Consider the following 21,789-nt stretch of genomic DNA (forward strand, 5'->3'; position numbering starts at 1 on the left):
ATGAGGAGAAAATGTATGAAGTGCCTGTGTATCCTGCTCATAGCCATGCTTCTGACTGGCTGCGGGAGAGGAAGGAAGCCGGAGGTATCAGGGACGTGCATATACTATATGAATGCGGAGGGCACCAGGCTTGTCAAAGAGGCGTATGACATAAAAGGAGACGGTGCAGAAGCAGAGATCAAAGCGGTGCTCAGCGATATGCAGAAGGAACCGGAGGACGAGGATTGCAGGAGCGCATTCCCCAAGGGGATCCGGGCAGAAGACTGGAAGCTTGACAAGGGCAGGCTGGACCTGTACTTTAATGAAAGCTATAAAGATATAGATACATCATCAGAGATTCTGCTCCGGGCGGCGTTGGTACAGTCGCTCGTGCAGATCGCGGGAGTGGATTATGTGAACTTCTATATCGGCGGCACGCCGCTCACCGACAATGAAGGAGATGAGGTCGGGTATATGCATGCAGAGGATTTTGTGCAGAACACCGGTTCCAGCCTCCACTCATACCAGCTGGCCAATCTCCACCTGTACTATGCGGATAAAAAAGGAGACAAGCTCGCAGAGGAAGAGGTCAGCGTGCGCTACAACAGCAACATGTCCATCGAAAAGCTTGTGGTAGAACAGCTCATAAAGGGGCCATCCATGCAGGAGCACCAGCCGGCGCTGCCGCCGGAGACAAAGCTTCTCGGGATATCGGTCAAGGATGGCATCTGCTATGTCAATTTTGACGACCAGTTTCAAAGTTCCGTGTACGGAATCAATCCGGAGCTTGCAATCTATTCCCTCGTGAATTCCATCGTGGAAGCGGGCAATGCCAGCCAGGTCCAGATATCGGTCAACGGAGAGACGGACGTGAAATACCAGGGAGCGATCGACCTTGGCAAACCTCTTTCGAGGAACCTCGATCTGGAGGAAGGTGAAGGAAAATAATACGAAACAGAATCTTATGCACTGCCTGCCTTCTGCTTGCCGTCCTGCTGGCGGCGGCGGTCTGGCTGGGCGGGAGCCGGTTCGTTAAAGAGCTGGAGACGACGGCGCTCATGCAGCAGGCCGTCTCTGGCGATACTGTCCTGGTTACGGGACAGGTATACGCCAGAGAAATAAAATCTGACTATCAAGTCTTATATCTGAAACATAATTCTATCAAGTTCCGGAAGCAGCAGCTGAAGGAGTCAAAATTCATCGTTTATGATAAATCCATACAAGAAGTTAAAACAGGAAACCAGATTACGGCGGAGGGTAACGTCAGATTCTACGAGGAACCGCGCAATCCGGGGAATTTCAATGAAAAGCAGTACTATGAAAAGCAGGGGATCCATGCCTGCATGTGGAGTGAAAGCGTCATAGTCACCTCAGGCCGTGTCTGGAAGGTGAGAGATGGCATCTTTTCTTTCCGGCAGAAATGGAAGGCTGTCTTATATGATTTCATGGGGGAAGGGCAAGGCGCCCTGCTTTGCGGCATCATGCTCGGAGACAAGGCCGATATAGACCCGGCGGTAAAAGAGCTGTATCAGATGAACGGCATCGGCCATATACTGGCCATATCCGGGCTGCATCTATCCATCATAGGAATCGGCATGTACCGGCTCTGCCGGCGTCTGTGCGGTTCCTACGCCGCCGGCGGAATGTGCGGCATACTGTTTCTCTTCGCCTATATCCTGATGACAGGGATATCCGTGTCGGCCGTGCGTGCGGCAGTCATGTTCCTGTTTCGGATTGGCGCCGATATGGCAGGAAGACGTTACGATACGGCGACAGCACTTGCAGCGGCTGCATGCATCGTGCTTCTCTGGAGGCCTCTGTACCTGTACGACGGCGGATTCTGGCTGTCCTTCGGGGCTGTCTTTGGCGTGGCGGCTGTCCTTCCGCTGTTCAGAAAGCTGCCGGCCCAGGGACTTTGGGCAAGCGTCAGCATCAATCTGTCCATTCTGCCGGTCCTTCTCTATTACTTCTATGAATATCCGCTTTACAGTATCCTGCTCAACCTGTTCGTAATCCCCCTCATGCCGGCGCTGCTGCTGCTGGGACTGGCCGGCAGTGTGGCCGCACTGGTCCTGCCCTGGCCGGGGGAGGCAGCTCTGAGCCTGTGCAGAGCCCTGCTCACCTTTTATGAATGGCTCTGCCGGACAGCAGTAGAACTTCCTGCGGCCAGGATCATCACTGGCCGTCCGTCCGCTGCCTCCGTCGTATGCTATTATATCCTGCTGTCTGCCCTCCTTCTGATGTGGGGCCGTTACAAGATCAGACGGAATGCAGGCACAAGAAAAAAATGTATAGCAAAGTATATGATTATAACTGGAATTACATATGCTGTCGCGCTGTTCATACTTATACCAGGAACATGCGGCAGGGAAGGGCAGCTGGAAGTTACGATGCTGGATGTCGGACAGGGGGATGGAATCTATATGAAGGCACCGTCAGGCAGGACGTATCTCTTCGACGGCGGGAGCAGCGACGTGCGTCAGGCGGGAAAGTACCGTATCGAACCTTTTCTGAAGTATAAAGGCACCGGCCGTATCGACTATGCCTTCATCTCCCACGGCGACAGCGACCATATGAATGCCATCCGTGAGATGATAGACAGAGGTCCGCTTGGCATCCCGATCGGACATCTCGTGCTGCCCCGGGAAGAGGTGTGGGATGACAGCCTGACGGAACTGGCGGCACTTGCAAGGGATAACGGGATAAAGGTGTTCATCATGGAAGAGGGGCAGCACATACAGGACGGCGGCCTGTCGCTGTACTGCCTGCATCCGGGCGGGGCATACCGCGGGGAGCCTGGCAATGCGGCTTCGATGGCCGTATGGGTCAGATATGGCCGTTTTGATATGCTGCTTACCGGCGATGTGGAAGGGGAGGGCGAAGCTGCGCTGACTGCCGCTGTGGATGAGGCAAAGGAAGCCTGGCGGACAGATGGCTTTGACGGTATCCTGGAAGTGCTGAAAGTGGCGCACCACGGGTCGAAGAATTCGACATCAGCGGAATTTCTGGAAGCAACGAGGCCGGCCTATGGCCTGATTTCCGCTGGAAGAGACAACCGGTACGGACATCCCCATAGAGATACGGCCAAGCGGCTTGAGGACATTGGCTGCAGGCTGTTCTGCACGCCGTCGGATGGGGCCGTCACCGTGTGGACGGACGGCAGCCGTATGAGCATATCGGCATTTGCAGAAGGGGCCGGTCCATAAGGAAACGGTTGAATTAAAGTCCAAAATTCAGTATACTGAAATACAGGATAAAAATAGTAAAGCGAGGTAATCATCATGACGTATGAGGAAGTATTGGCAAATGCCAGAACATGTATGGGAGAACACTGTAAAGCCTGTCCGGTCTGTAACGGGAAGGCGTGCACGAATAAAGTGCCCGGGCCAGGAGCCAAGGGAAGCGGTACGGTAGCAATCCGGAATTATGAGAAATGGCAGGAATTGTGTGTAAACATGGACACGATCTGCGATAATAAGCCGGTGGATATGTCATTTGAAGTGTTTGGCAAGACGTTCAAGTATCCGGTATTCGCAGCGCCGATTGGCGCGATGAAGCTCCATTACGGAGATAAATATGACGATCTGGGATACAATGATATCCTCGTGTCGGCCTGTGCGGACGCGGGCATCGCGGCTTTTACCGGCGACGGCACGAACCCGGATGTCATGGCGGCGGCAACGAAAGCCATCGGACAGAAGGACGGGAGAGGAATACCGACGATAAAACCGTGGGATATTAATACACTGAAAGAGAAATTTGCGCTTGTGAAAGAGGCAGGTCCATTTGCGGCAGCGATGGACATCGACGCGGCCGGACTGCCGTTCCTCAAGAATCTGACACCTCCGGCGGGCAGCAAATCCGTGGAAGAGCTGAAAGAGATCGTGGCGGAGGCGGGCGTGCCGTTCATCATCAAGGGAGTGATGACCGTAAAAGGCGCCCTGAAAGCAAAAGAAGCCGGGGCGGCGGCTATCGTAGTGTCCAACCATGGCGGACGTGTCCTCGACCAGTGTCCGGCAACGGCAGAGGTGCTGGAGGAGATTGCGGCGGCAGCAGGCGGAGATATGAAAGTATTTGTAGACGGCGGAATCCGTTCCGGAGCAGATGTGTTCAAGGCGCTTGCGCTCGGTGCGGACGCAGTGCTTATCGGAAGGCCGTTTGTCACTGCTGTGTATGGAGGCGGAGCAGAAGGCGTGGCTGCATATACGGCAAAGCTCGCAGCAGAGCTCTCTGATACGATGGCGATGTGCGGTGCCCACAGCCTCAACGAGATTACAAGGGATATGGTGCGTTAAGCTATATGAAGAGTTTGAATGAAGATATCAGGACAGGACAATTGAAGCAGGTGTACCTGCTGTACGGAGAGGAAGCTTATCTGAAAAAGCAGTATAAAGATAAGCTGACCCGTGCCATGCTCCCGGATGGGGACACGGTGAATTACGCCTATTATGAAGGGAAAGGGATTCACATTTCCGAGCTCATCGATCTGGCTGAGACGATGCCGTTTTTCGCAGAACGGCGGCTGATAGTCGTGGAGAACTCCGGGTTCTTTAAGAACGCCGCGCCGGAACTGGCAGATTATATCAAAGCGATGCCGGAAACCGCATGCTTCCTGTTTATCGAGTCAGAGACAGACAAGAGGAGCAGGATGTTCAAGGCTGTAAAGGACAAAGGGCGTGCCGTGGAGATGGGACGCCAGGATGAGAAGACGCTCATCCTGTGGGTCGGCGGCAGCGTGAAGAGAGAAGGGAAGCAGATCAAAGAATCTACCGTCCGGTATCTCATATCAAAGACAGGCACGGATATGGAGAATCTGGACAGGGAGCTGGAAAAGCTGTTCTGCTATGCCATCGACAGAGATGAGATAACAGCCGCTGATATCGATGCCGTATGTACGACGCAGATTACTAAAAAAATATTTGACATGGTAGAAGCGGTGGCGGCGAAGCAGCAGAAAAAGGCGCTGGATTATTATTACGATCTGCTTGCGCTGAAGGAGCCTCCGATGCGGATCCTCTATCTGCTGTCCCGTCAGTTCAAGCTGCTGTACGAGGTAAAGGACCTTCAAAGAAGAGGATTTGACAAGGCTCAGATTGCCAAGACAGCCGGACTTCATCCATTTGTGGCCGGCAAGTACATCAGCCAGTGCCGTACATTTGCAGGGCAGGAGCTTAAGAGAATCATGGAGGACGCCGCAGATACGGAAGAGATGGTGAAGACCGGCCGTCTGAACGATGTGATGAGCGTTGAACTTTTCATTGTAAAGTACAGTGCCGCGTGATATACTACCCTCAGCCGGCGAAGTACGTCCATTGCCGGCAGGTGCGACATGCACATGGATGAAAGAATATAGCGGAAGGAACGATATAAGTGGCAGAAGTAGAACAGAGTAAAATTCGCAATTTTTGTATCATAGCACATATAGATCACGGTAAATCGACGCTGGCAGACCGTATTATAGAAAAGACAGGGCTGCTCACGAGCCGTGAGATGCAGTCACAGGTGCTGGACAACATGGAACTGGAGAGAGAGCGCGGTATCACGATCAAGGCACAGGCCGTGCGTATCGTATATAAGGCAGGTGACGGCGAGGAATATATATTCAACCTCATCGATACGCCCGGACATGTAGATTTCAACTATGAAGTGTCCAGAAGCCTGGCCGCCTGCGACGGTGCAATCCTCGTAGTGGATGCGGCACAGGGGGTGGAGGCACAGACGCTGGCCAATGTATATCTGGCACTGGACCATGATCTGGATGTCATGCCGGTAATCAACAAGGTGGACCTGCCGAGCGCAGATCCTGCCAGGGTAATAGAAGAGATAGAAGACGTCATCGGGATAGAGGCGGAAGATGCCCCCCAGATATCGGCCAAGACCGGTTATCACGTGGAGGAAGTGCTGGAACAGATAGTGGAGAAGATCCCCGCCCCCGGAGGAGATCCAGAAGCCCCGCTGCAGGCGCTCATCTTTGATTCGGTCTATGATTCTTATAAAGGTGTCATCGTATTCTGCCGCATAAAGGAAGGCACGGTCAGGAAAGGGACTCCGATTAAGATGATGGCTACCGGTGCGTCTGCGGAAGTAGTCGAGACAGGATACTTTGGAGCAGGGCAGTTCATTCCGTGTGAAAAGCTCAGCGCCGGGATGGTCGGATATATCACGGCAAGCCTTAAGAACGTGAAGGATACCCGTGTCGGCGACACGATTACGAATGCCAAGCAGCCTTGCAGCGAACCGCTCCCGGGATATAAGAAGGTCAATCCTATGGTATACTGCGGCATGTATCCTGCAGACGGTGCCAAATACCCGGATCTCAGAGACGCGCTTGAGAAGCTGCAGCTTAACGATGCCTCGCTCCAGTTTGAGCCGGAGACATCTGTCGCTCTTGGCTTCGGCTACCGGTGCGGATTCCTCGGGCTGCTGCATCTGGAGATTATCCAGGAGAGGCTGGAGCGGGAATATAACCTGGATCTCGTTACGACGGCACCGGGCGTTATCTATAACGTGTATAAGACGAACGGAGATATGATACAGCTTACGAATCCGTCCAATCTGCCGGACCCGTCTGAGATAGAATATATGGAAGAGCCGGTCGTGAAGGCGGAGATTATGGTGACATCAGAGTTTATCGGCGCCATTATGGATCTGTGCCAGGAGCGGCGCGGCGTGTATGACGGCATGGAATATATCGAAGAGACGAGAGCGGTGCTCCGCTATCATCTTCCGCTGAATGAGATCATCTATGATTTCTTTGACGCGCTGAAGTCAAGGTCAAGAGGATATGCATCCTTTGACTACGAGATGGCAGGGTATGAGCGCTCAGAGCTCGTGAAGCTGGATATACTGATCAACAAAGAAGAGGTAGATGCCCTGTCCTTTATCGTACATGCGGATACCGCATATGAGCGGGGCCGTAAGATGTGTGAGAAGCTCAAGGAAGAGATACCCAGACAGCTCTTTGAGATTCCGATCCAGGCAGCCATCGGAAGCAAGATAATAGCAAGAGAAACCGTCAAAGCAATGCGCAAAGACGTGCTTGCCAAGTGCTACGGCGGAGATATCAGCCGAAAGCGTAAGCTTCTTGAAAAGCAGAAGGAAGGCAAGAAGCGGATGCGGCAGGTGGGCAATGTAGAGATACCGCAGAAAGCATTTATGAGCGTGTTGAAATTGGATGATAAATAGATGAGACCATTAGAATTATATATTCATATACCGTTTTGTATCAGAAAATGCAGATATTGTGATTTCCTGTCAGCTCCTTCTACGATAGAGGAGCGGCAGGATTATGTGACAGGCCTTTGCCGGAAGATCCGTTCCTACGGAGAACTGGCAGAGGCTTATCATGTTGCGACTGTCTTTATAGGAGGCGGAACCCCTTCTGTGCTGGAAGGGGCACAGATACTCGATATTATGGACGCGGTACGCGGGACATTCCCGGTAGACGCAGGCGCGGAGATATCCATGGAGATGAATCCGGGGACGGTCACGAAAGAAAAGCTCAGAACGCTCCGGCATGCCGGCATCAACCGCCTCAGCATCGGCCTGCAGTCAACGGACGACAGCGAGCTTAAGATGCTTGGCAGGATCCATACGTATGGGGATTTCCTGCATACGTATGAGATGGCACGTAAGGCGGGATTTGCCAATATCAATGTAGACCTGATGTCTGCGATTCCGTTCCAGAGCGTGGATAGCTGGGATACGACACTGATAAGGACGGCGGAACTTGGACCGGAGCATATCTCGGCGTACAACCTCATCATCGAGGAAGGGACGCCGTTCTTTGACAGATACGGCAATGGAAAGCGGGCGAAGGAGCTCCCTACGGAAGAAGAGGAGAGGCAGATGTATATGCATACCCGGACGATACTGGAAGAATACGGTTATCACAGATATGAGATATCCAATTATGCCAGGCCAGGTTATGAGTGCAGGCACAATCTCGGGTACTGGGACCGTGCCGAGTATCTTGGAATCGGCACGGGAGCAGCGTCATTGCTTCAGGGATACCGTTTTGCGGAGGGAGAGGAGCCGGTGAAGCTGTCCGAAAGGGAACAGATGGAGGAATTCATGTTCCTGGGACTTAGAAAGACGGAAGGGGTATCGAGAGAAGCCTTCCGGACATACTTTGACAAGAGCATGGAGAGCGTGTTCGGAAAAGTGATGGCGGATATGGGACAGAAGGGGCTTCTGGAGATAGAAGAGGATGCCGTCAGGCTTACAGACAAGGGCACGGATATAAGCAATTATGTCATGAGCGCATTCCTGCTCGGTGAAGAGGAATGACAGCTCCGGCATGACATCCGGAGCCGGCGTAATCTTATAGAAGATGTTCCATGATAAATGCATATATCTGCGGATTCTTCTTCATCCAGTTGTTCGCTATCGTCTCCGCCTCGGATTCGGTCGGCACGGTAAGGGTTAGGTCGATGAGCGGGGCTCCCTGCTCGAACACCTGGCATCGGACAGAGTATTCCATATTGGAATTCTGGTAGTAGTCTGATTTGACCGCGACCTCATTCTTCAATTCATACTGCTTTTCCTTCAGAAACGTATCGATATCGTGCTGTATCGCGGGGGATATGTCGTTTTTAAAGTAGCAGATCGTCTCATCGCCTTCCGCCGTCAGATGGTAGAATGTCCTGCTGTGTGTGGACTCTTCCCTGACAAAGCCGGAGGAGATCAGTTCCGATATGGCCTGCTGGAGCTTGAAGTAAGTCGTATAGCCTTCGTCCAGCACGAATTCGGATATCTGTGAATTGGTTAGAGGAAAGTCTACTTTTTTCAGCATGTAGAGGATGATCAGTTTATATAGTGTAAATGGCTCTGCCATAGTTATAACTCCTTTCCCTGCCAGATGTCCTGCGCTTTCAGATATGCGTGCATCTGGTTCAATACAAGTCGCTTGCTGACTGTCCAGCCGGGCGCTATGAGCAGCTGCCTGGGCCCGTCTCCTGTAAGCCGGTGGATGACGATATCCGGACTTAAGCTGCCGATGCACCTGCCGAGCAGATAGAAATATTCTTTCATGGAAGGAATCCAGAACGGATGGGCTTCATAGACCTCGGCCAGCGCCGTTCCTTTCAGGACGTGAAGAAGCTGGAGCTTGATCCCCTGGATACGGGCGCCGTTCAGATAATGCATCGTCTCCAGCATCATGGAAAGATCCTCTCCCGGAAGGGCCAGTATCGTATGGACGATGACATCGATCTGTGCGTCCTTCAGCATGGAGACGGCGGCGTCAAAGACCGGCAGAGGGTATCCGCGCCCGATAGACGCAGCAGTATTCTCATGTATCGTCTGAAGTCCCAGCTCTACCCATACGGGCTTGATGCGGTTGATGTCTGCAAGCAGCGTTACGGTATCTAGATCAAGACAGTCGGGCCTCGTGGCGATCGATATGACACGGATGTCCGGGTGCTGCGCCGCCTCTGTGAATATCTGCTTCAGATAGGGAAGTGGGGCATACGTATTCGTATAGGCCTGGTAATATGCGATATAAGAACCACCGGCGTATTTCCCCGCAGTCCGCTTTTTGCCGGACTCGATCTGCTGCGTAATCGTAAGCCTCCTGTCCGAGGCAAAGTCGCCCGAGCCGCCTTCGCTGCAGAAGATGCAGCCACGGGTTCCGAGAGTGCCGTCACGGTTCGGACACGTCATGCCTGCATCCAGGGCAATCTTATATAGTTTTTCCCCGTACGTATTCTTTAGAAAATAATCAAGAGAATGATATCTCTTTTCGCCCCAGTATACAGCCATGACAGATTCAGCCGCCTTTTTCTGAATATTTACTTACTTAATATATCATTGATATGTCCGGTTGACAAGTATATACGCGTTTAGAAAAATTCATGTTTTTGCAAAAAGGACTTTCTATTTTCTGGAAGATGGTGTATAATATGTCCAATAAATATTAATTATTTCAGGCTGGTCGTTTCAGACCATGACTCCCACAGTGAATGTCAAAGATTTAATAACGGAAAGGACAGACAATTATGATGAAAGAAAAGTATGAATCCCTGCCGCTTGCGACGTTGAAAGACCTGGCAAAGGCAAGAGGATTAAAGGGAATCTCAACAATGAAGAAGGCAGAGCTGATAGAGCTTATGCTGGCGGAAGATGAAAAGGAGAAGAAAGCGGAGAGGGAAAGTGTCAAGGAGATGTCTGCCAACACAGGCGACAAGGAAGCGCATGACATTGACAAGCTGGACAGCGGGGTTACCGCCCACGGAATCCTGGAAGTGCTTCCGGACGGTTATGGGTTCATAAGAAGTGACAACTACCTGCCGGGAGATAACGATGTATATGTCTCACCTTCGCAGATTCGGAAGTTCAATCTGAAGACAGGGGATATACTGGAAGGAAATACGCGGATCAAGACTCAGCAGGAAAAGTTCAGTGCACTGCTCTATCTGAGCAGGATTAACGGCATGGAGCCGATGCGCGTGCTGCGCCGGGCTAATTTTGAAGATATGACGCCAATCTTCCCGGATGAGAGGCTCCGCCTGGAATGCGGCAAGACAAGTACTGCCATGAGGATTGTAGATCTGCTGTCCCCGATAGGGAAAGGGCAGAGGGGGATGATAGTATCGCCGCCGAAAGCCGGTAAGACAACCCTGCTTAAGCAGGTGGCGCTGTCGGTAAGGAAGAATGATCCTGAGATTCACCTGCTTATCCTTCTTATCGATGAACGGCCGGAGGAAGTTACAGATATTAAAGAAGCAATCGAAGGGGAAAATGTAGAAGTCATCTATTCGACGTTCGATGAGCTGCCCGACCACCATAAGCGCGTGTCGGAGATGGTGATTGAACGGGCGAAGCGCCTTGTAGAGCACAAGAAGGACGTCATGATACTGCTCGACAGCATCACTAGGCTGGCCCGTGCTTACAACCTGACTGTACCGCCATCAGGCAGGACGCTTTCCGGTGGTCTGGACCCGGCCGCGCTGCATATGCCGAAGCGTTTCTTTGGTGCGGCCAGGAATATGCGGGAAGGCGGCAGCCTTACGATTCTTGCCACAGCTCTCGTGGATACGGGAAGCAAGATGGACGACGTCGTATATGAAGAATTCAAAGGAACCGGCAATATGGAGCTTGTGCTGGACAGAAAGCTTTCCGAACGCAGGGTATTCCCGGCCATCGATATTCCGAAGTCCGGTACGAGAAGAGAAGACCTGCTGCTGTCCAGGGAAGAACAGGAGGCGGTTGACTCCATGAGACGCGCGTTGAACGGAATGCGTGCGGAAGAAGCGGTCGACAATATACTTAACATGTTCACGAGGACCAAGAGCAATAATGAACTAATACAAATGGTAAAAAAGACAAAAATAATCTAGACAAGTGCTTTGTAATATGATACAATAACAAAGCTGTTTAGAGATATTGAACATTATTAGACGCGCACCGCGCGTGAGTAAAATAAAGAAGAGGTGAAAATCATGAAAGAAGGAATCCATCCAACATATCATCAGGCAACGGTAACTTGCAACTGTGGCAATACATTCGTGACAGGATCTACCAATGAAGATATCCACGTTGAAATCTGTTCCAAATGCCATCCGTTCTATACAGGACAGCAGAAAGCCGCACAGGCCCGTGGCCGTGTTGACAAGTTTAACAAAAAATACGGAATGGACAAATAGTCATACAAGTAGCGGGTTGAGGTTGTTTAATCTCAACCCTTTCTGTATATAGGCATCGAAAGGGGAAGATATGAAGTCATCAAATATCGGAGGGCAGGCCGTTCTGGAAGGTATCATGATGAAGAACAAAGATGATTACGCAGTGGCGGTCAGGAAACCGGATGGGGATATCATCGTGCAGAAAGATACCTACAGCAGCATTATCAAGTGGAAAGCGCTGACGCGGATCCCTTTTGTACGCGGGATTTTCAACTTTATAGATTCCATGGTGCTTGGGATAAAGACGCTGATGTACTCGGCAGACTTCTTTGAAGAAGAGGAAGAGGAAAAGCCGCTGTCAGAGGCAGAGTCTGCAAAGAAAGAGAAGCAGGATAAGCTGCTGATGGGAGGGACCGTGGCCTTTTCTGTCGTAATCGCGATAGCTGTGTTCATGGTGCTTCCATACTTTCTGTCAGGGCTGCTGAAGCCGGTCGTTCCGTCTTACCATGTCAGAACAGTCATCGAGGGATTTGTGCGTATCGGTATATTTATCGCATATGTGCTCCTCATCTCAAGGATGGACGATATACAGCGCACATTCATGTACCATGGTGCAGAGCACAAATGCATCAACTGCATCGAACACGGGCTTCCGCTGAATGTGGAAAATGTCAGGAAGAGTTCAAGGCAGCATAAGAGATGTGGGACGAGCTTCCTCTTCTTCGTGCTTGCAATCAGCATCATACTGCTGCTCATCATCCAGGTCGAATCACCGCTGATGCGGATTGTCATCAGGATTGCGCTCATCCCTGTTATCGCGGGTATCTCTTATGAGATACTGAAGCTGGCCGGCCGAAGCGAGAATCCGCTCATCAATCTGCTGAGCAGGCCCGGCCTGGCAATACAGAAGCTTACGACAAAAGAGCCGGACGACAGTATGATTGAAGTGGCGATACAAGCGGTAGAAGCTGTATTTGACTGGAGAACATATGAAGCAGAGAATTTCCAACGCACAGAAGATATATAAGGAGGGAGTCCGGCTTCTGGAGGACGCCGGTGTTGAGGAGGCAGGGCTCGATGCGTGGCATCTGCTCGAGCATGTCTCGGGCATCACAAGAGCAGCTTATTATGCCCACCCGGACCTGGAGCTTGATGTAGAGCAGGAAGAGGCCTATTTCGCGTATGTCAGGCGCAGGGCACGGAGGATACCGCTCCAGCATATTACAGGGGAACAGGAATTCATGGGATACCCGTTCTACGTGAACGGGCATGTGCTCATACCCCGGCAGGATACGGAGCTGCTTGTGGAAGAAGCGCTGGGGATGCTGGCTCCCGGGATGCGCATACTTGATATGTGCACCGGTTCGGGATGTATCCTTATCAGCCTGCTCAAAGCCGGGCGTGAAAGGCGGCACATAGCAGGGCTTTATGGCACAGGGACGGATATATCGCAGGAGGCGCTTCAGGTGGCGGAGCGCAACGCCCGGCGGCTGCTCGGCGGCAGAGGGACGGAAGAGGAGGCAGGCGGCTTCAGGTTCTGCCGTGGAGATTTGTTTGAGAACGCAGAGGGGAAATACGACCTCATCGTATCGAACCCTCCTTATATACGGACGCAGGAGATAAAGAAGCTCCAGCCGGAAGTGCAGTGCCATGACCCGTATATCGCGCTGGACGGAAGGGACGACGGCCTGCATTATTACAGGAGGATAACGGCAGAAAGCACTGCCCATATCACGGAGGGGGGCCATCTTCTGTTCGAGACCGGGCATGACCAGGCGGAAGATGTATGCGCCCTGCTGGAGCAGGCCGGCTACCACGGCGTCTTTGTGAAAAAGGACCTGGCAGGTCTTGACCGTGTCGTGGGCGGCAGTTACAATAGAACATACACGGGACTATAATGGTGTATGGAAAATCGAGGAGGAAGAATTATGTTTGACAAATTAGAGGATCTGCTCATTCGCTATGAAGAACTCATGAGCGAGCTGCAGGAACCGGATGTGGTGAACAACCAGGAGCGGTTCCGCAGGCTTATGAAAGAGCAGAATGACCTGACCCCGATTGTGGAAGCATATAAAGAATATAAGGCCTGCAGGCAGGCCATTGAAGACAGTCTGCTCATGCTGGAGGAAGAATCCGATGAAGAGATGCGCGATCTTGCCAAGGAAGAGCTGAACGAATCCAAGACAAGGGTGGAGGAGCTGGAGCACGAGCTGAAGATCCTCCTGCTTCCGAAAGACCCGAACGATGATAAGAATGTCATGGTTGAAATCCGGGCAGGGGCCGGCGGAGACGAGGCAGCCCTTTTTGCGGCAGAGATATACCGCATGTATGTACATTACGCGGAGGGCCGCAGATGGAAGACGGAGATCATCTCCATCAGCGAAAATGGCATCGGAGGCTTCAAGGAAGTCGTGTTCATGATAACCGGACAGGGGGCATATTCCAGGCTCAAATACGAAAGCGGCGTCCATCGCGTCCAGCGCGTGCCGGAGACAGAGAGCGGAGGGCGCATCCATACGTCTACGGTAACGGTGGCCATCATGCCGGAGGCGGAAGAGGTCGATGTCGTCATCGATGAGAAGGATATCCGTATCGACGTGATGCGCGCCTCCGGCAACGGCGGACAGTGCGTCAATACGACAGACTCGGCGGTACGGCTTACGCACTACCCGACAGGAATCGTCATCTACAGCCAGACAGAGAAGTCCCAGCTCCAGAATAAGGAAAAGGCATTCCGCCTGCTGCGCTCCAAGCTCTATGACCTGGAGATGGAGAAGAAGCAGGCGTCGGAGGCAGAGGCGAGGAGAAGCCAGATTGGTACAGGAGACCGGTCTGAGAAGATACGCACCTACAATTTCCCGCAGGGGCGCGTGACGGACCACAGGATCAAGCTGACGCTGCACAAACTGGACTCTGTGCTGAACGGAGACCTGGATGAAGTGATCGACAGCCTGATTGCTGCCGATCAGGCGGCGAAGCTGAGCAATCTTCAGGATGAATAGAGTAAGATGAAAGAGAAATTAAAAAAATTAATCGCATACTATAAACCATATAAGCTGCTGTTCTACAGTGATTTGTTTTTTGCCGTTCTCGGTGCAGGGGTGACGCTCGTAATACCGCTGATTGTGAGATATATAACCAATCAGACCGTATATTATGAGCCCCCTGAGGCGAGACAGGCGATACTCATGCTGGGAGCGGTCATGATTGCACTTGTACTCCTTGAGTTCGGGTGCAATTATTATATTGCTTACTTTGGGCATATGATGGGAGCCAGGATTGAAGACGATATGCGCAGCCATATATTCGGCCATTACCAGAAGCTTACCTTTGCCTTTTACGATAACCAGAAGGTAGGGCATCTCCTGTCCAGGATTACGGGCGACCTGTTCGATATCAGCGAACTTCTGCATCACGGGCCTGAAGATGTGCTTATCTCCATCATCAAAATTGCCGGTTCTTTCATCATACTTGTGAATATTAATGCCAGGCTTACGATCGTCGCATTCGCATTTGTACCCGCCATGCTGCTGTTCGCCGTCTACTACAACAACAGAGTCGTAAAATCTTTTGCGAATGAAAAAGAAGAGATGAAAAAGTTCAATCGGGGCAATAATAACTTCGTAGAAGCCAAAAAGACGAGCTACCGCTACATGGGCATGTATCATTCCGGGCTGAACGCGCTGACTACGCTGGTAACCGTCGGTGTGCTCGTAGCCGGGGGCAGCTATCTGACTGTCGGAAGCGTCAACGTGTCGGACCTGATTACATTTCTTCTATATATCAATAACTTTACAGAGCCGGTGAAGAAGCTGGTCAATTCGGCAGAACAGTTCCAGAATGGATACACAGGCTTTGAACGCTTCCTTGAGATCCTGTCCATAGCACCCGACATTGCAGATAAAGAGGATGCCGTACATGTGGAGAAGCTGAAAGGAGAGATTACGTTCTGTGATGTCTCCTTCCACTATGAAGATAATGACGAGAAAGTGCTGAACCATATCAGCCTTAAGGTGGAGCTTGACGTGGTGCGGGCGGCGAAGAACGCCAACGCCCATGCATTCATCATGAGCTTTCCGGAAGGTTATGACACAGATATCGGACAACGGGGCGTGAAACTCTCAGGCGGCCAGAAGCAACGGCTGTCCATCGCGCGGGTATTTCTCAAGAATCTGCCTATACTTATCTTTGACGAGGCTACCTCGGCACTGGACAATGAGAGTGAGCAAATGGTACAACAGTCTCTGGAAGGTCTCGCGAAGGACAGGACTACGTTTGTCATTGCCCACCGCCTGACGACGATCCAGAACGCACAGAGGATACTCGTGCTGACAGAAGAAGGAATCGCAGAACAGGGTACGCACGAAGAACTCCTTGCAGAAAAGGGAACATACGAAGCTTTATGTTACGGCGGACGGCACAGGATGCGGCATGCTGGCTGCTAAGAGAAAGATGGGGAGGAGAAGGTTATGATGATTAGAAGGAGATTGCGCCAGGCCATGCTGACGGTCATGATGCTCTGTATATTGTGCGTCGGCTCGGTGCTGGCAAAAGATGACAAAAGCAGCGCAGATGAAGTGACAGTATTGTTTACACACGATATACACTCCCACCTGGATGAATTCAGGAATGCGGACGGCAAGGTAGGAGGATTTGCACGACTTAAGACGCTGCTGGATGAAGAGCGGGGAAGCAATCCGGCCACCTTTGTGTTTGACGGCGGCGACTTTTCAATGGGAACGCTCTACCAGACCGTCTACGAGACGGAGGCCGCAGAGCTGACCATGCTTGGGCGTCTCGGCTATGATGCCACTACATTCGGAAACCACGAATTTGACTATCGGAGCGAGGGAATCTCCCATATGTTCCACAGTGCGCTCGAGAATGCCGGCGATGATCCGTCCATCGTGCTTCCTAAGTTTGTGACTGCCAATATTGACTGGGAGAAGAACGATACGGAAGACAACAGGCTTATCCGTGACGCGCTGGAGGACTACGGCAGCACTCCTTATGCAATCGTGGAAAGAGAGGGCGTGCGGATCGGAGTGTTCGGGGTACTCGGCGAAGACGCGGAGGCCTGTGCCCCGGAGAGCGGGCTGGAATTTGAACCTATCGTAGAGGCTTCCGAAGAGGTTGTGAAAGAGCTGGAAAAGGAAGGGGCCGACATGATCGTCTGCCTCTCCCACAGCGGCACGAATGAAGAGGAAGACAAGTCAGAAGACGAGATACTCGCAAAGAAAGTGCCTGAAATCGATGTCATCGTGAGCGCCCATACACACACGAAGCTTGACAAGCATATCAAGAGCGGCGACACGTACATCGTATCTGCAGGCTGCTACGGGGAATACCTCGGGGATCTGAAGATGACGCCTACTGAGGACGGCCGGTGGAACCTTGACGAGTATACGCTGCATCATCTGGACGAATCTGTCTCGCCGGATGAAAAGGTCAACGAGGAACTGGACATATATAAAAAGCTTGTTAACGAAGAATACCTGAGCAGGTTCGACTATACATTCGACCAAGTGCTCGCAGACAACAGCGTCGCATTTACGCAGATGGACCGGTTCGCGCTGGAGGTAGAGGAAGACCCGCTTGGAAGCATCATCGCAGATGCATATGTATATGCCGTAGAGCAGGCGGAGGGTGCAGATTACGACAAAGTGGACGTGGCGGTCGTCCCTTCCGGGACCATCAGGGATACGCTGCAGATAGGGGCCCTGACTGTCTCGGACGCCTTTAACGTCTGTTCGCTTGGAATCGGAGCCGACCGCATTCCGGGCTATCCGCTTGTAAGCGTGTACCTGACCGGCGCTGAACTTAAGACGGCGGCGGAGATTGACGTGTCGGTGTCTCCGATCATGACGACGGCACAGCTCTATCCGAGCGGCCTCCACTGGACATATAACCCGAACCGCATGATGCTGAACCGGGTGACGGAGGCAGCCTTGTACGACGATCTGGCCCCGTCCAATGAAAAGAAAGCACAGGAGCTTAAGGACGACAGGCTGTACCGGGTGGTGGCGGGATTATATTCCGCCCAGATGCTGGGAGCGGTGGAGGATACGTCCAAAGGCCTTCTGAAGATTACGCCGAAAGACAAAGACGGTGTCGAAATCAAAGACTTTGAGCAGCACATCATCCATGATAAAAACGGTGCGGAGCTGAAAGAATGGTACGCGCTCGCCAGATATCTGGAATCCTTTGACAAGAGCGGGGAGGGCATCTCCCAGATTCCCCAGAGCTACGGCCGGCCAGAAGGACGCAAGGAAGAGGTTGACAGCAAGAATATTATCGAGCTTGTAAAGCAGCCGAACAAATTCGCTTTTATCGTATATGGAGCAGCTATATGCCTCATCCTAATCATAGTATTGGTTGTGCGATTCATAATTAAAAGAAGAAAAAAGAAGAAAAATATGATATACTAAAAAAATATGAAATTGCAGACAGAAGAAAAGAAGGGAAATTATGATAGAAATTAACTTTAAACGTCCGCAGCTTGAGGATAAGGAACTGATATCCCATTACTTCAACCATCACACGAGCCGCAGCTGCGAGCGGACTTTTGTAAATGTATATCTGTGGGCGAAGCACTACGGAGTGGAATTTGCGGTCGTGGAAAATGCGCTTGTGTTTAAGAGCGAACGGGAAGGCGGCATATCGTACGCCTATCCGGCCGGAGAGCCTGAAGATGTGAAGAATGCACTGGAAGTGCTCATGGAGTACAGCCGGGAACGTGGAGTTTTGTTCTCGCTCTATAACGTGACGCCAGATAATTTTGCGCAGCTTGCAGAATGGTATCCGGACCGCTTCCAGATAGAGTACAGCGAGGCAGATGCGGACTATGTCTATGAATCTGAGAAGCTGGCCACGCTGTCGGGCAAGAAGCTCCACGGAAAACGCAACCATATCAACAAGTTTAAAAATATGTACGGGGACCGATGGAGCTATGAGCCGATTACGCGGGATAACGTGGAAGATTGCTTCCAGATGGCGCTGAAGTGGAGGAACCAGAATGGATGTGAAGATGACCCGGACAAGAACTCTGAGATGTGTGTCACATTGAACTCCCTCCGTCTGTTCGAGGAGCTGGAGCTCACCGGAGGGCTGCTCAGGGTAGACGGGAACATCATCGCGTTCACCATCGGCGAACCGGTCTGTTCCGACACCTTTGTCGTGCATATCGAGAAGGCTTTTGCAGACATCCAGGGAGCCTATCCGATGATAAACCAGCAGTTCGTCGAGCATGAATGTAAGGATTATAAGTATGTGAACAGAGAAGAAGACACCGGTTCCGAGGGACTCAGGAAGGCAAAATTGTCCTATCGTCCGGTATTTATGGTGGAAAAGGGATTCGTTACAGAAAAAGACAGGTAAAGGAGAAGGAGCATAATGATAGCAGAGAAGATGAAAAATATGGTGGCAAACAGTTCGGCAATCCGCGCGATGTTTGAAGAAGGCAACCGTCTGGCAGGCATCTACGGGGCAGAAAATGTCTATGATTTCAGCCTCGGCAATCCGAACGTGCCGGCGCCGGAGGCGGTGAAGACGGCAATCAAGGAGCTGCTCGACGAAGATGACCCGGTCGCCCTGCACGGATATACGAACAGCAACAGCGGATATGCGGATGTACGGGCCGCAGTTGCGGCATCGCTGAATGAAAGGTTTGGGACTCATGTTACAGAGAAGAATATCGTGATGACGGTAGGCGCCGCGGGAGGGATGAATGTCATCCTGAAGACTCTGCTCAATCCGGGAGACGAGGTGATTGCATTTGCCCCGTATTTTGGGGAATACCGTTCCTACACGAACAATTATGACGGGGTCATGGTCGAAATATCGCCCAATACGGAGGATTTCCAGCCAAAGCTGGATGAATTTGAACAGAAGATTACACATAAGACGAAAGCGGTGATCGTAAATACGCCGAATAATCCTACCGGTGTCGTATACTCCGAGGGCACGATTAAAAAGCTGGCGGCCATCATGGAGGCAAAGCAGACGGAATATGGCACAGATATCTATCTCATATCGGATGAGCCATACCGTGAGCTTGTATATGACGGGGCGGAAGTCCCATATCTTACGAAATATTATGACAATACGATCGTCGGCTATTCATACAGCAAGTCGTTGTCCCTTCCCGGGGAGAGAATCGGCTACCTCGTCATACCGGATGAGGTGAGAGACAGTGAAGAAGTGCAGGCTGCGGCCAATGTCGCCACCCGCATACTCGGATTTGTCAATGCCCCGACGCTGCAGCAGAAGGTAGTGGCAAAATGCCTCGGGGAGAAGACGGATATATCTTTCTACGACAGGAACAGGGAGACGCTGTATAACGGACTGAAGGAATGCGGATTTGAATGCATCAAGCCGGAAGGTGCATTCTATCTGTTCGTAAAGTCGCCGGTGGAGGATGAGAAGGCGTTCTGTGCAGCGGCGAAGAAGTATAATATACTCATCGTGCCGGGCAGCTCGTTTGCCTGCCCGGGATATGTGAGGCTGGCATACTGCGTGTCTCACGAGACGATAGTAAACTCGCTGCCTAAGTTCAGGGAGCTGGCGGCAGAATATTTTGCCTGATGATAAAGAGGATGAATACATATGAAAGCATTCGAACAGAATATCCGTAAAGTAGAACCCTATGTTCCGGGAGAGCAGCCGCGGCACAAGGTAATCAAGCTGAATACGAATGAGAATCCATACCCTCCGGCGCCCGGTGTCACGAAAGCGCTGCGGGAGATGGACACGGACCGGCTGCGCCTTTATCCGGATCCGGCGGCAGACGTGCTGGTTGGGGCGCTGGCAGATTATTATAAAGTAGGTAAGGACCAGGTCTTCGTCGGGGTTGGATCCGATGATGTCCTGGCCATGTGCTTCCTGACGTTTTTCAATTCTGATAAGCCCGTCTTGTTTCCGGATATCACGTATTCCTTTTATAAGGTGTGGGCTGAACTGTACAGGATTCCATATGAGTGCCAGAAGCTGGATGATGATTTTCGCATCGTGAAGGAAGACTATTATAAAGAGAACGGGGGCGTCATCTTCCCGAACCCAAATGCACCTACGGCCCTTTATGAGGAACTGGATGCCGTAGAGGATATCATCGCGCACAATAAAGATGCAGTTGTCATCGTGGATGAGGCGTACATTGATTTTGCAGGCAGGTCTGCGCTGGAACTGACTGACAAGTATGATAATCTTCTCGTGGTGCAGACCTTCTCAAAGGCGCGGTCCATGGCCGGCATGCGTATCGGATACGCCATCGGCAGCCCGCTGCTCATCAAGTATCTCAACGATGCCAAATACTCCTTCAACTCCTACACCATGAACGAGACATCCCTCGTCTGCGGCGTGGAGGCTGTGAAGAACAGGGCATATTTTGAAGAAGGAATCCGCAGAATCGTGGAGACGAGAGAATGGTCGAAGCAGGAGCTTGCGAAGCTTGGCTTTTGTTTTCTGGATTCCAGTGCCAACTTCATCTTTGCCATGCACCCGGAATATGATGCCAAGAAGCTGTTTGAGGAGCTGAAAGCCAATGGCATCTATGTCCGTTACTGGGGGACCGCCCGGATAGAGCAGTATATGAGGATCAGCGTCGGCACAAGGGAAGAGATGGAAGCGCTGTTTGCATTTTTCAGACAATATATGAATAGATAAGGGAGAACGATATGACAGAAACATTAGTACAGAATATTATTGATGCGTTAGGCGGCAGCATGGGAAAAGAAGCGATCGTATTTATCATATCCATGATACCGATCCTGGAGCTGAGAGGGGCCCTTCTTGTGGCAGGCCCTCTGCTCGGGGTTCCGGTTGCCACGGCAATACCGCTCTGTATTATCGGAAATATCATACCGGTGCCGTTCATCCTCTGGCTGATCACTCCGATATTCAACTGGATGAAGGGGACGAAGAAGTTCAAGCCGATGGTGGATAAGCTGGAGGCAAAAGCGATGAGCAAAAGCGATAAGATTGAGAAATATGAATTCTGGGGACTCGTGCTGTTTGTCGGGATTCCGCTTCCGGGAACCGGGGCGTGGACGGGTGCCCTTATCGCATCGCTGCTTGGTGTGAAGTTTAAAAAGGCATTTCCGGCAATCATATTAGGAATATGTGTAGCTACCGTCATAATGTGGTTTATCAGCTATGTGCTGCTCGGAGGTGTAAGCCTGCTAGGATAGGA

General features: G+C 51.6%; 19 protein-coding genes. 17 read left to right on the forward strand and 2 right to left on the reverse strand.

Annotated elements, in window-relative coordinates; translation table 11 throughout:
- From E1963_RS10920 to hemW, 6 genes are all read left to right on the forward strand, one after another.
- Nucleotides 1–927 carry a GerMN domain-containing protein gene (locus E1963_RS10920; RefSeq protein WP_243117684.1) on the forward strand — a complete coding sequence of 309 codons (927 nt, stop codon included), beginning with the start codon at nucleotides 1–3 and terminating at the stop codon, nucleotides 925–927.
- A gap of 32 nt (nucleotides 928–959) precedes the next feature.
- Nucleotides 960–3,185, forward strand: a complete 2,226-nt coding sequence (locus E1963_RS10925; protein ID WP_262200453.1) for a DNA internalization-related competence protein ComEC/Rec2 — start codon at nucleotides 960–962, stop codon at nucleotides 3,183–3,185.
- A 75-nt stretch (nucleotides 3,186–3,260) separates the two neighbouring features.
- Nucleotides 3,261–4,274: an alpha-hydroxy-acid oxidizing protein gene (locus E1963_RS10930; RefSeq protein ID WP_132277901.1), complete on the forward strand. Its 1,014-nt coding sequence runs from the start codon at nucleotides 3,261–3,263 to the stop codon at nucleotides 4,272–4,274.
- A 5-nt stretch (nucleotides 4,275–4,279) separates the two neighbouring features.
- Nucleotides 4,280–5,260, forward strand: coding sequence for a DNA polymerase III subunit delta (gene holA / locus E1963_RS10935; RefSeq protein ID WP_132277903.1), 981 nt, complete (start codon nucleotides 4,280–4,282; stop codon nucleotides 5,258–5,260).
- A gap of 89 nt (nucleotides 5,261–5,349) precedes the next feature.
- Nucleotides 5,350–7,164: a translation elongation factor 4 gene (gene lepA / locus E1963_RS10940; RefSeq protein WP_132277905.1), complete on the forward strand. Its 1,815-nt coding sequence runs from the start codon at nucleotides 5,350–5,352 to the stop codon at nucleotides 7,162–7,164.
- On the forward strand, nucleotides 7,165–8,268 hold the full coding sequence (hemW, locus tag E1963_RS10945) for a radical SAM family heme chaperone HemW (protein WP_132277907.1): 1,104 nt from the start codon (nucleotides 7,165–7,167) through the stop codon (nucleotides 8,266–8,268). It abuts the gene before it with no gap.
- A 34-nt stretch (nucleotides 8,269–8,302) separates the two neighbouring features.
- Here the strand turns inward: hemW and E1963_RS10950 are convergent, their stop codons facing one another.
- On the reverse strand, nucleotides 8,303–8,815 hold the full coding sequence (locus tag E1963_RS10950) for a DUF4364 family protein (protein WP_132277909.1): 513 nt from the start codon (nucleotides 8,813–8,815) through the stop codon (nucleotides 8,303–8,305).
- Between the two features lie 2 nt (nucleotides 8,816–8,817).
- Complete coding sequence (gene mnmL, locus E1963_RS10955) at nucleotides 8,818–9,741, reverse strand: tRNA modification radical SAM protein MnmL/YtqA (protein ID WP_132277911.1); 924 nt, start codon at nucleotides 9,739–9,741, stop codon at nucleotides 8,818–8,820.
- Between the two features lie 239 nt (nucleotides 9,742–9,980).
- Here mnmL and rho point away from each other — a divergent pair, with 239 nt between their 5' ends.
- The 11 genes from rho to E1963_RS11010 all read left to right on the forward strand — a co-directional run bounded on the left by rho (nucleotide 9,981) and on the right by E1963_RS11010 (nucleotide 21,787).
- Nucleotides 9,981–11,318 carry a transcription termination factor Rho gene (rho, locus tag E1963_RS10960; protein WP_132278070.1) on the forward strand — a complete coding sequence of 446 codons (1,338 nt, stop codon included), beginning with the start codon at nucleotides 9,981–9,983 and terminating at the stop codon, nucleotides 11,316–11,318.
- A 102-nt stretch (nucleotides 11,319–11,420) separates the two neighbouring features.
- Nucleotides 11,421–11,624, forward strand: a complete 204-nt coding sequence (gene rpmE, locus E1963_RS10965; protein ID WP_066574102.1) for a 50S ribosomal protein L31 — start codon at nucleotides 11,421–11,423, stop codon at nucleotides 11,622–11,624.
- Nucleotides 11,625–11,694: 70 nt separating this feature from the next.
- Nucleotides 11,695–12,630, forward strand: a complete 936-nt coding sequence (locus E1963_RS10970) for a DUF1385 domain-containing protein (protein WP_132277913.1) — start codon at nucleotides 11,695–11,697, stop codon at nucleotides 12,628–12,630.
- Entirely contained in the window at nucleotides 12,593–13,501 is a 909-nt protein-coding gene (prmC, locus tag E1963_RS10975; protein WP_132277915.1) for a peptide chain release factor N(5)-glutamine methyltransferase, read from the forward strand. Before E1963_RS10970 ends, prmC begins: the two co-directional genes overlap by 38 nt.
- Nucleotides 13,502–13,531: 30 nt before the next feature.
- On the forward strand, nucleotides 13,532–14,605 hold the full coding sequence (gene prfA / locus E1963_RS10980) for a peptide chain release factor 1 (protein WP_132277917.1): 1,074 nt from the start codon (nucleotides 13,532–13,534) through the stop codon (nucleotides 14,603–14,605).
- Between the two features lie 6 nt (nucleotides 14,606–14,611).
- Nucleotides 14,612–16,048, forward strand: a complete 1,437-nt coding sequence (locus E1963_RS10985) for an ABC transporter ATP-binding protein (protein WP_132277919.1) — start codon at nucleotides 14,612–14,614, stop codon at nucleotides 16,046–16,048.
- Between the two features lie 24 nt (nucleotides 16,049–16,072).
- Nucleotides 16,073–18,031: a bifunctional metallophosphatase/5'-nucleotidase gene (locus E1963_RS10990; RefSeq protein WP_243117685.1), complete on the forward strand. Its 1,959-nt coding sequence runs from the start codon at nucleotides 16,073–16,075 to the stop codon at nucleotides 18,029–18,031.
- 40 nt (nucleotides 18,032–18,071) lie between these two features.
- Nucleotides 18,072–18,980: a DUF2156 domain-containing protein gene (locus tag E1963_RS10995; RefSeq protein WP_132277921.1), complete on the forward strand. Its 909-nt coding sequence runs from the start codon at nucleotides 18,072–18,074 to the stop codon at nucleotides 18,978–18,980.
- A 15-nt stretch (nucleotides 18,981–18,995) separates the two neighbouring features.
- Nucleotides 18,996–20,186 carry a pyridoxal phosphate-dependent aminotransferase gene (locus E1963_RS11000; RefSeq protein WP_132277923.1) on the forward strand — a complete coding sequence of 397 codons (1,191 nt, stop codon included), beginning with the start codon at nucleotides 18,996–18,998 and terminating at the stop codon, nucleotides 20,184–20,186.
- A 21-nt stretch (nucleotides 20,187–20,207) separates the two neighbouring features.
- The gene (gene hisC, locus E1963_RS11005; protein ID WP_132277925.1) at nucleotides 20,208–21,263 is read left to right on the forward strand and encodes a histidinol-phosphate transaminase; all 1,056 of its coding nucleotides are present in this window, start codon (nucleotides 20,208–20,210) and stop codon (nucleotides 21,261–21,263) included.
- Nucleotides 21,264–21,274: 11 nt separating this feature from the next.
- On the forward strand, nucleotides 21,275–21,787 hold the full coding sequence (locus tag E1963_RS11010; protein WP_066574150.1) for a COG2426 family protein: 513 nt from the start codon (nucleotides 21,275–21,277) through the stop codon (nucleotides 21,785–21,787).
- Nucleotides 21,788–21,789 lie beyond the last annotated feature (2 nt).

Origin of the sequence: Extibacter muris (genome assembly GCF_004345005.1) — a bacterium.
Lineage (GTDB): Bacteria > Bacillota > Clostridia > Lachnospirales > Lachnospiraceae > Extibacter > Extibacter muris.

Coding starts and splice junctions, on each gene's coding strand:
- E1963_RS10920 (WP_243117684.1), top strand. CDS start 1: ATGAGGAGAAAATGTATGAAGTGCCTGTGTATCCTGCTCATAGCCATG.
- E1963_RS10930 (WP_132277901.1), top strand. CDS start 3,261: ATGACGTATGAGGAAGTATTGGCAAATGCCAGAACATGTATGGGAGAA.
- holA (WP_132277903.1), top strand. CDS start 4,280: ATGAAGAGTTTGAATGAAGATATCAGGACAGGACAATTGAAGCAGGTG.
- hemW (WP_132277907.1), top strand. CDS start 7,165: ATGAGACCATTAGAATTATATATTCATATACCGTTTTGTATCAGAAAA.
- E1963_RS10950 (WP_132277909.1), bottom strand. CDS start 8,815: ATGGCAGAGCCATTTACACTATATAAACTGATCATCCTCTACATGCTG.
- mnmL (WP_132277911.1), bottom strand. CDS start 9,741: ATGGCTGTATACTGGGGCGAAAAGAGATATCATTCTCTTGATTATTTT.
- rho (WP_132278070.1), top strand. CDS start 9,981: ATGAAAGAAAAGTATGAATCCCTGCCGCTTGCGACGTTGAAAGACCTG.
- rpmE (WP_066574102.1), top strand. CDS start 11,421: ATGAAAGAAGGAATCCATCCAACATATCATCAGGCAACGGTAACTTGC.
- E1963_RS10970 (WP_132277913.1), top strand. CDS start 11,695: ATGAAGTCATCAAATATCGGAGGGCAGGCCGTTCTGGAAGGTATCATG.
- prmC (WP_132277915.1), top strand. CDS start 12,593: ATGAAGCAGAGAATTTCCAACGCACAGAAGATATATAAGGAGGGAGTC.
- prfA (WP_132277917.1), top strand. CDS start 13,532: ATGTTTGACAAATTAGAGGATCTGCTCATTCGCTATGAAGAACTCATG.
- E1963_RS10985 (WP_132277919.1), top strand. CDS start 14,612: ATGAAAGAGAAATTAAAAAAATTAATCGCATACTATAAACCATATAAG.
- E1963_RS10990 (WP_243117685.1), top strand. CDS start 16,073: ATGATGATTAGAAGGAGATTGCGCCAGGCCATGCTGACGGTCATGATG.
- E1963_RS10995 (WP_132277921.1), top strand. CDS start 18,072: ATGATAGAAATTAACTTTAAACGTCCGCAGCTTGAGGATAAGGAACTG.
- E1963_RS11000 (WP_132277923.1), top strand. CDS start 18,996: ATGATAGCAGAGAAGATGAAAAATATGGTGGCAAACAGTTCGGCAATC.
- hisC (WP_132277925.1), top strand. CDS start 20,208: ATGAAAGCATTCGAACAGAATATCCGTAAAGTAGAACCCTATGTTCCG.
- E1963_RS11010 (WP_066574150.1), top strand. CDS start 21,275: ATGACAGAAACATTAGTACAGAATATTATTGATGCGTTAGGCGGCAGC.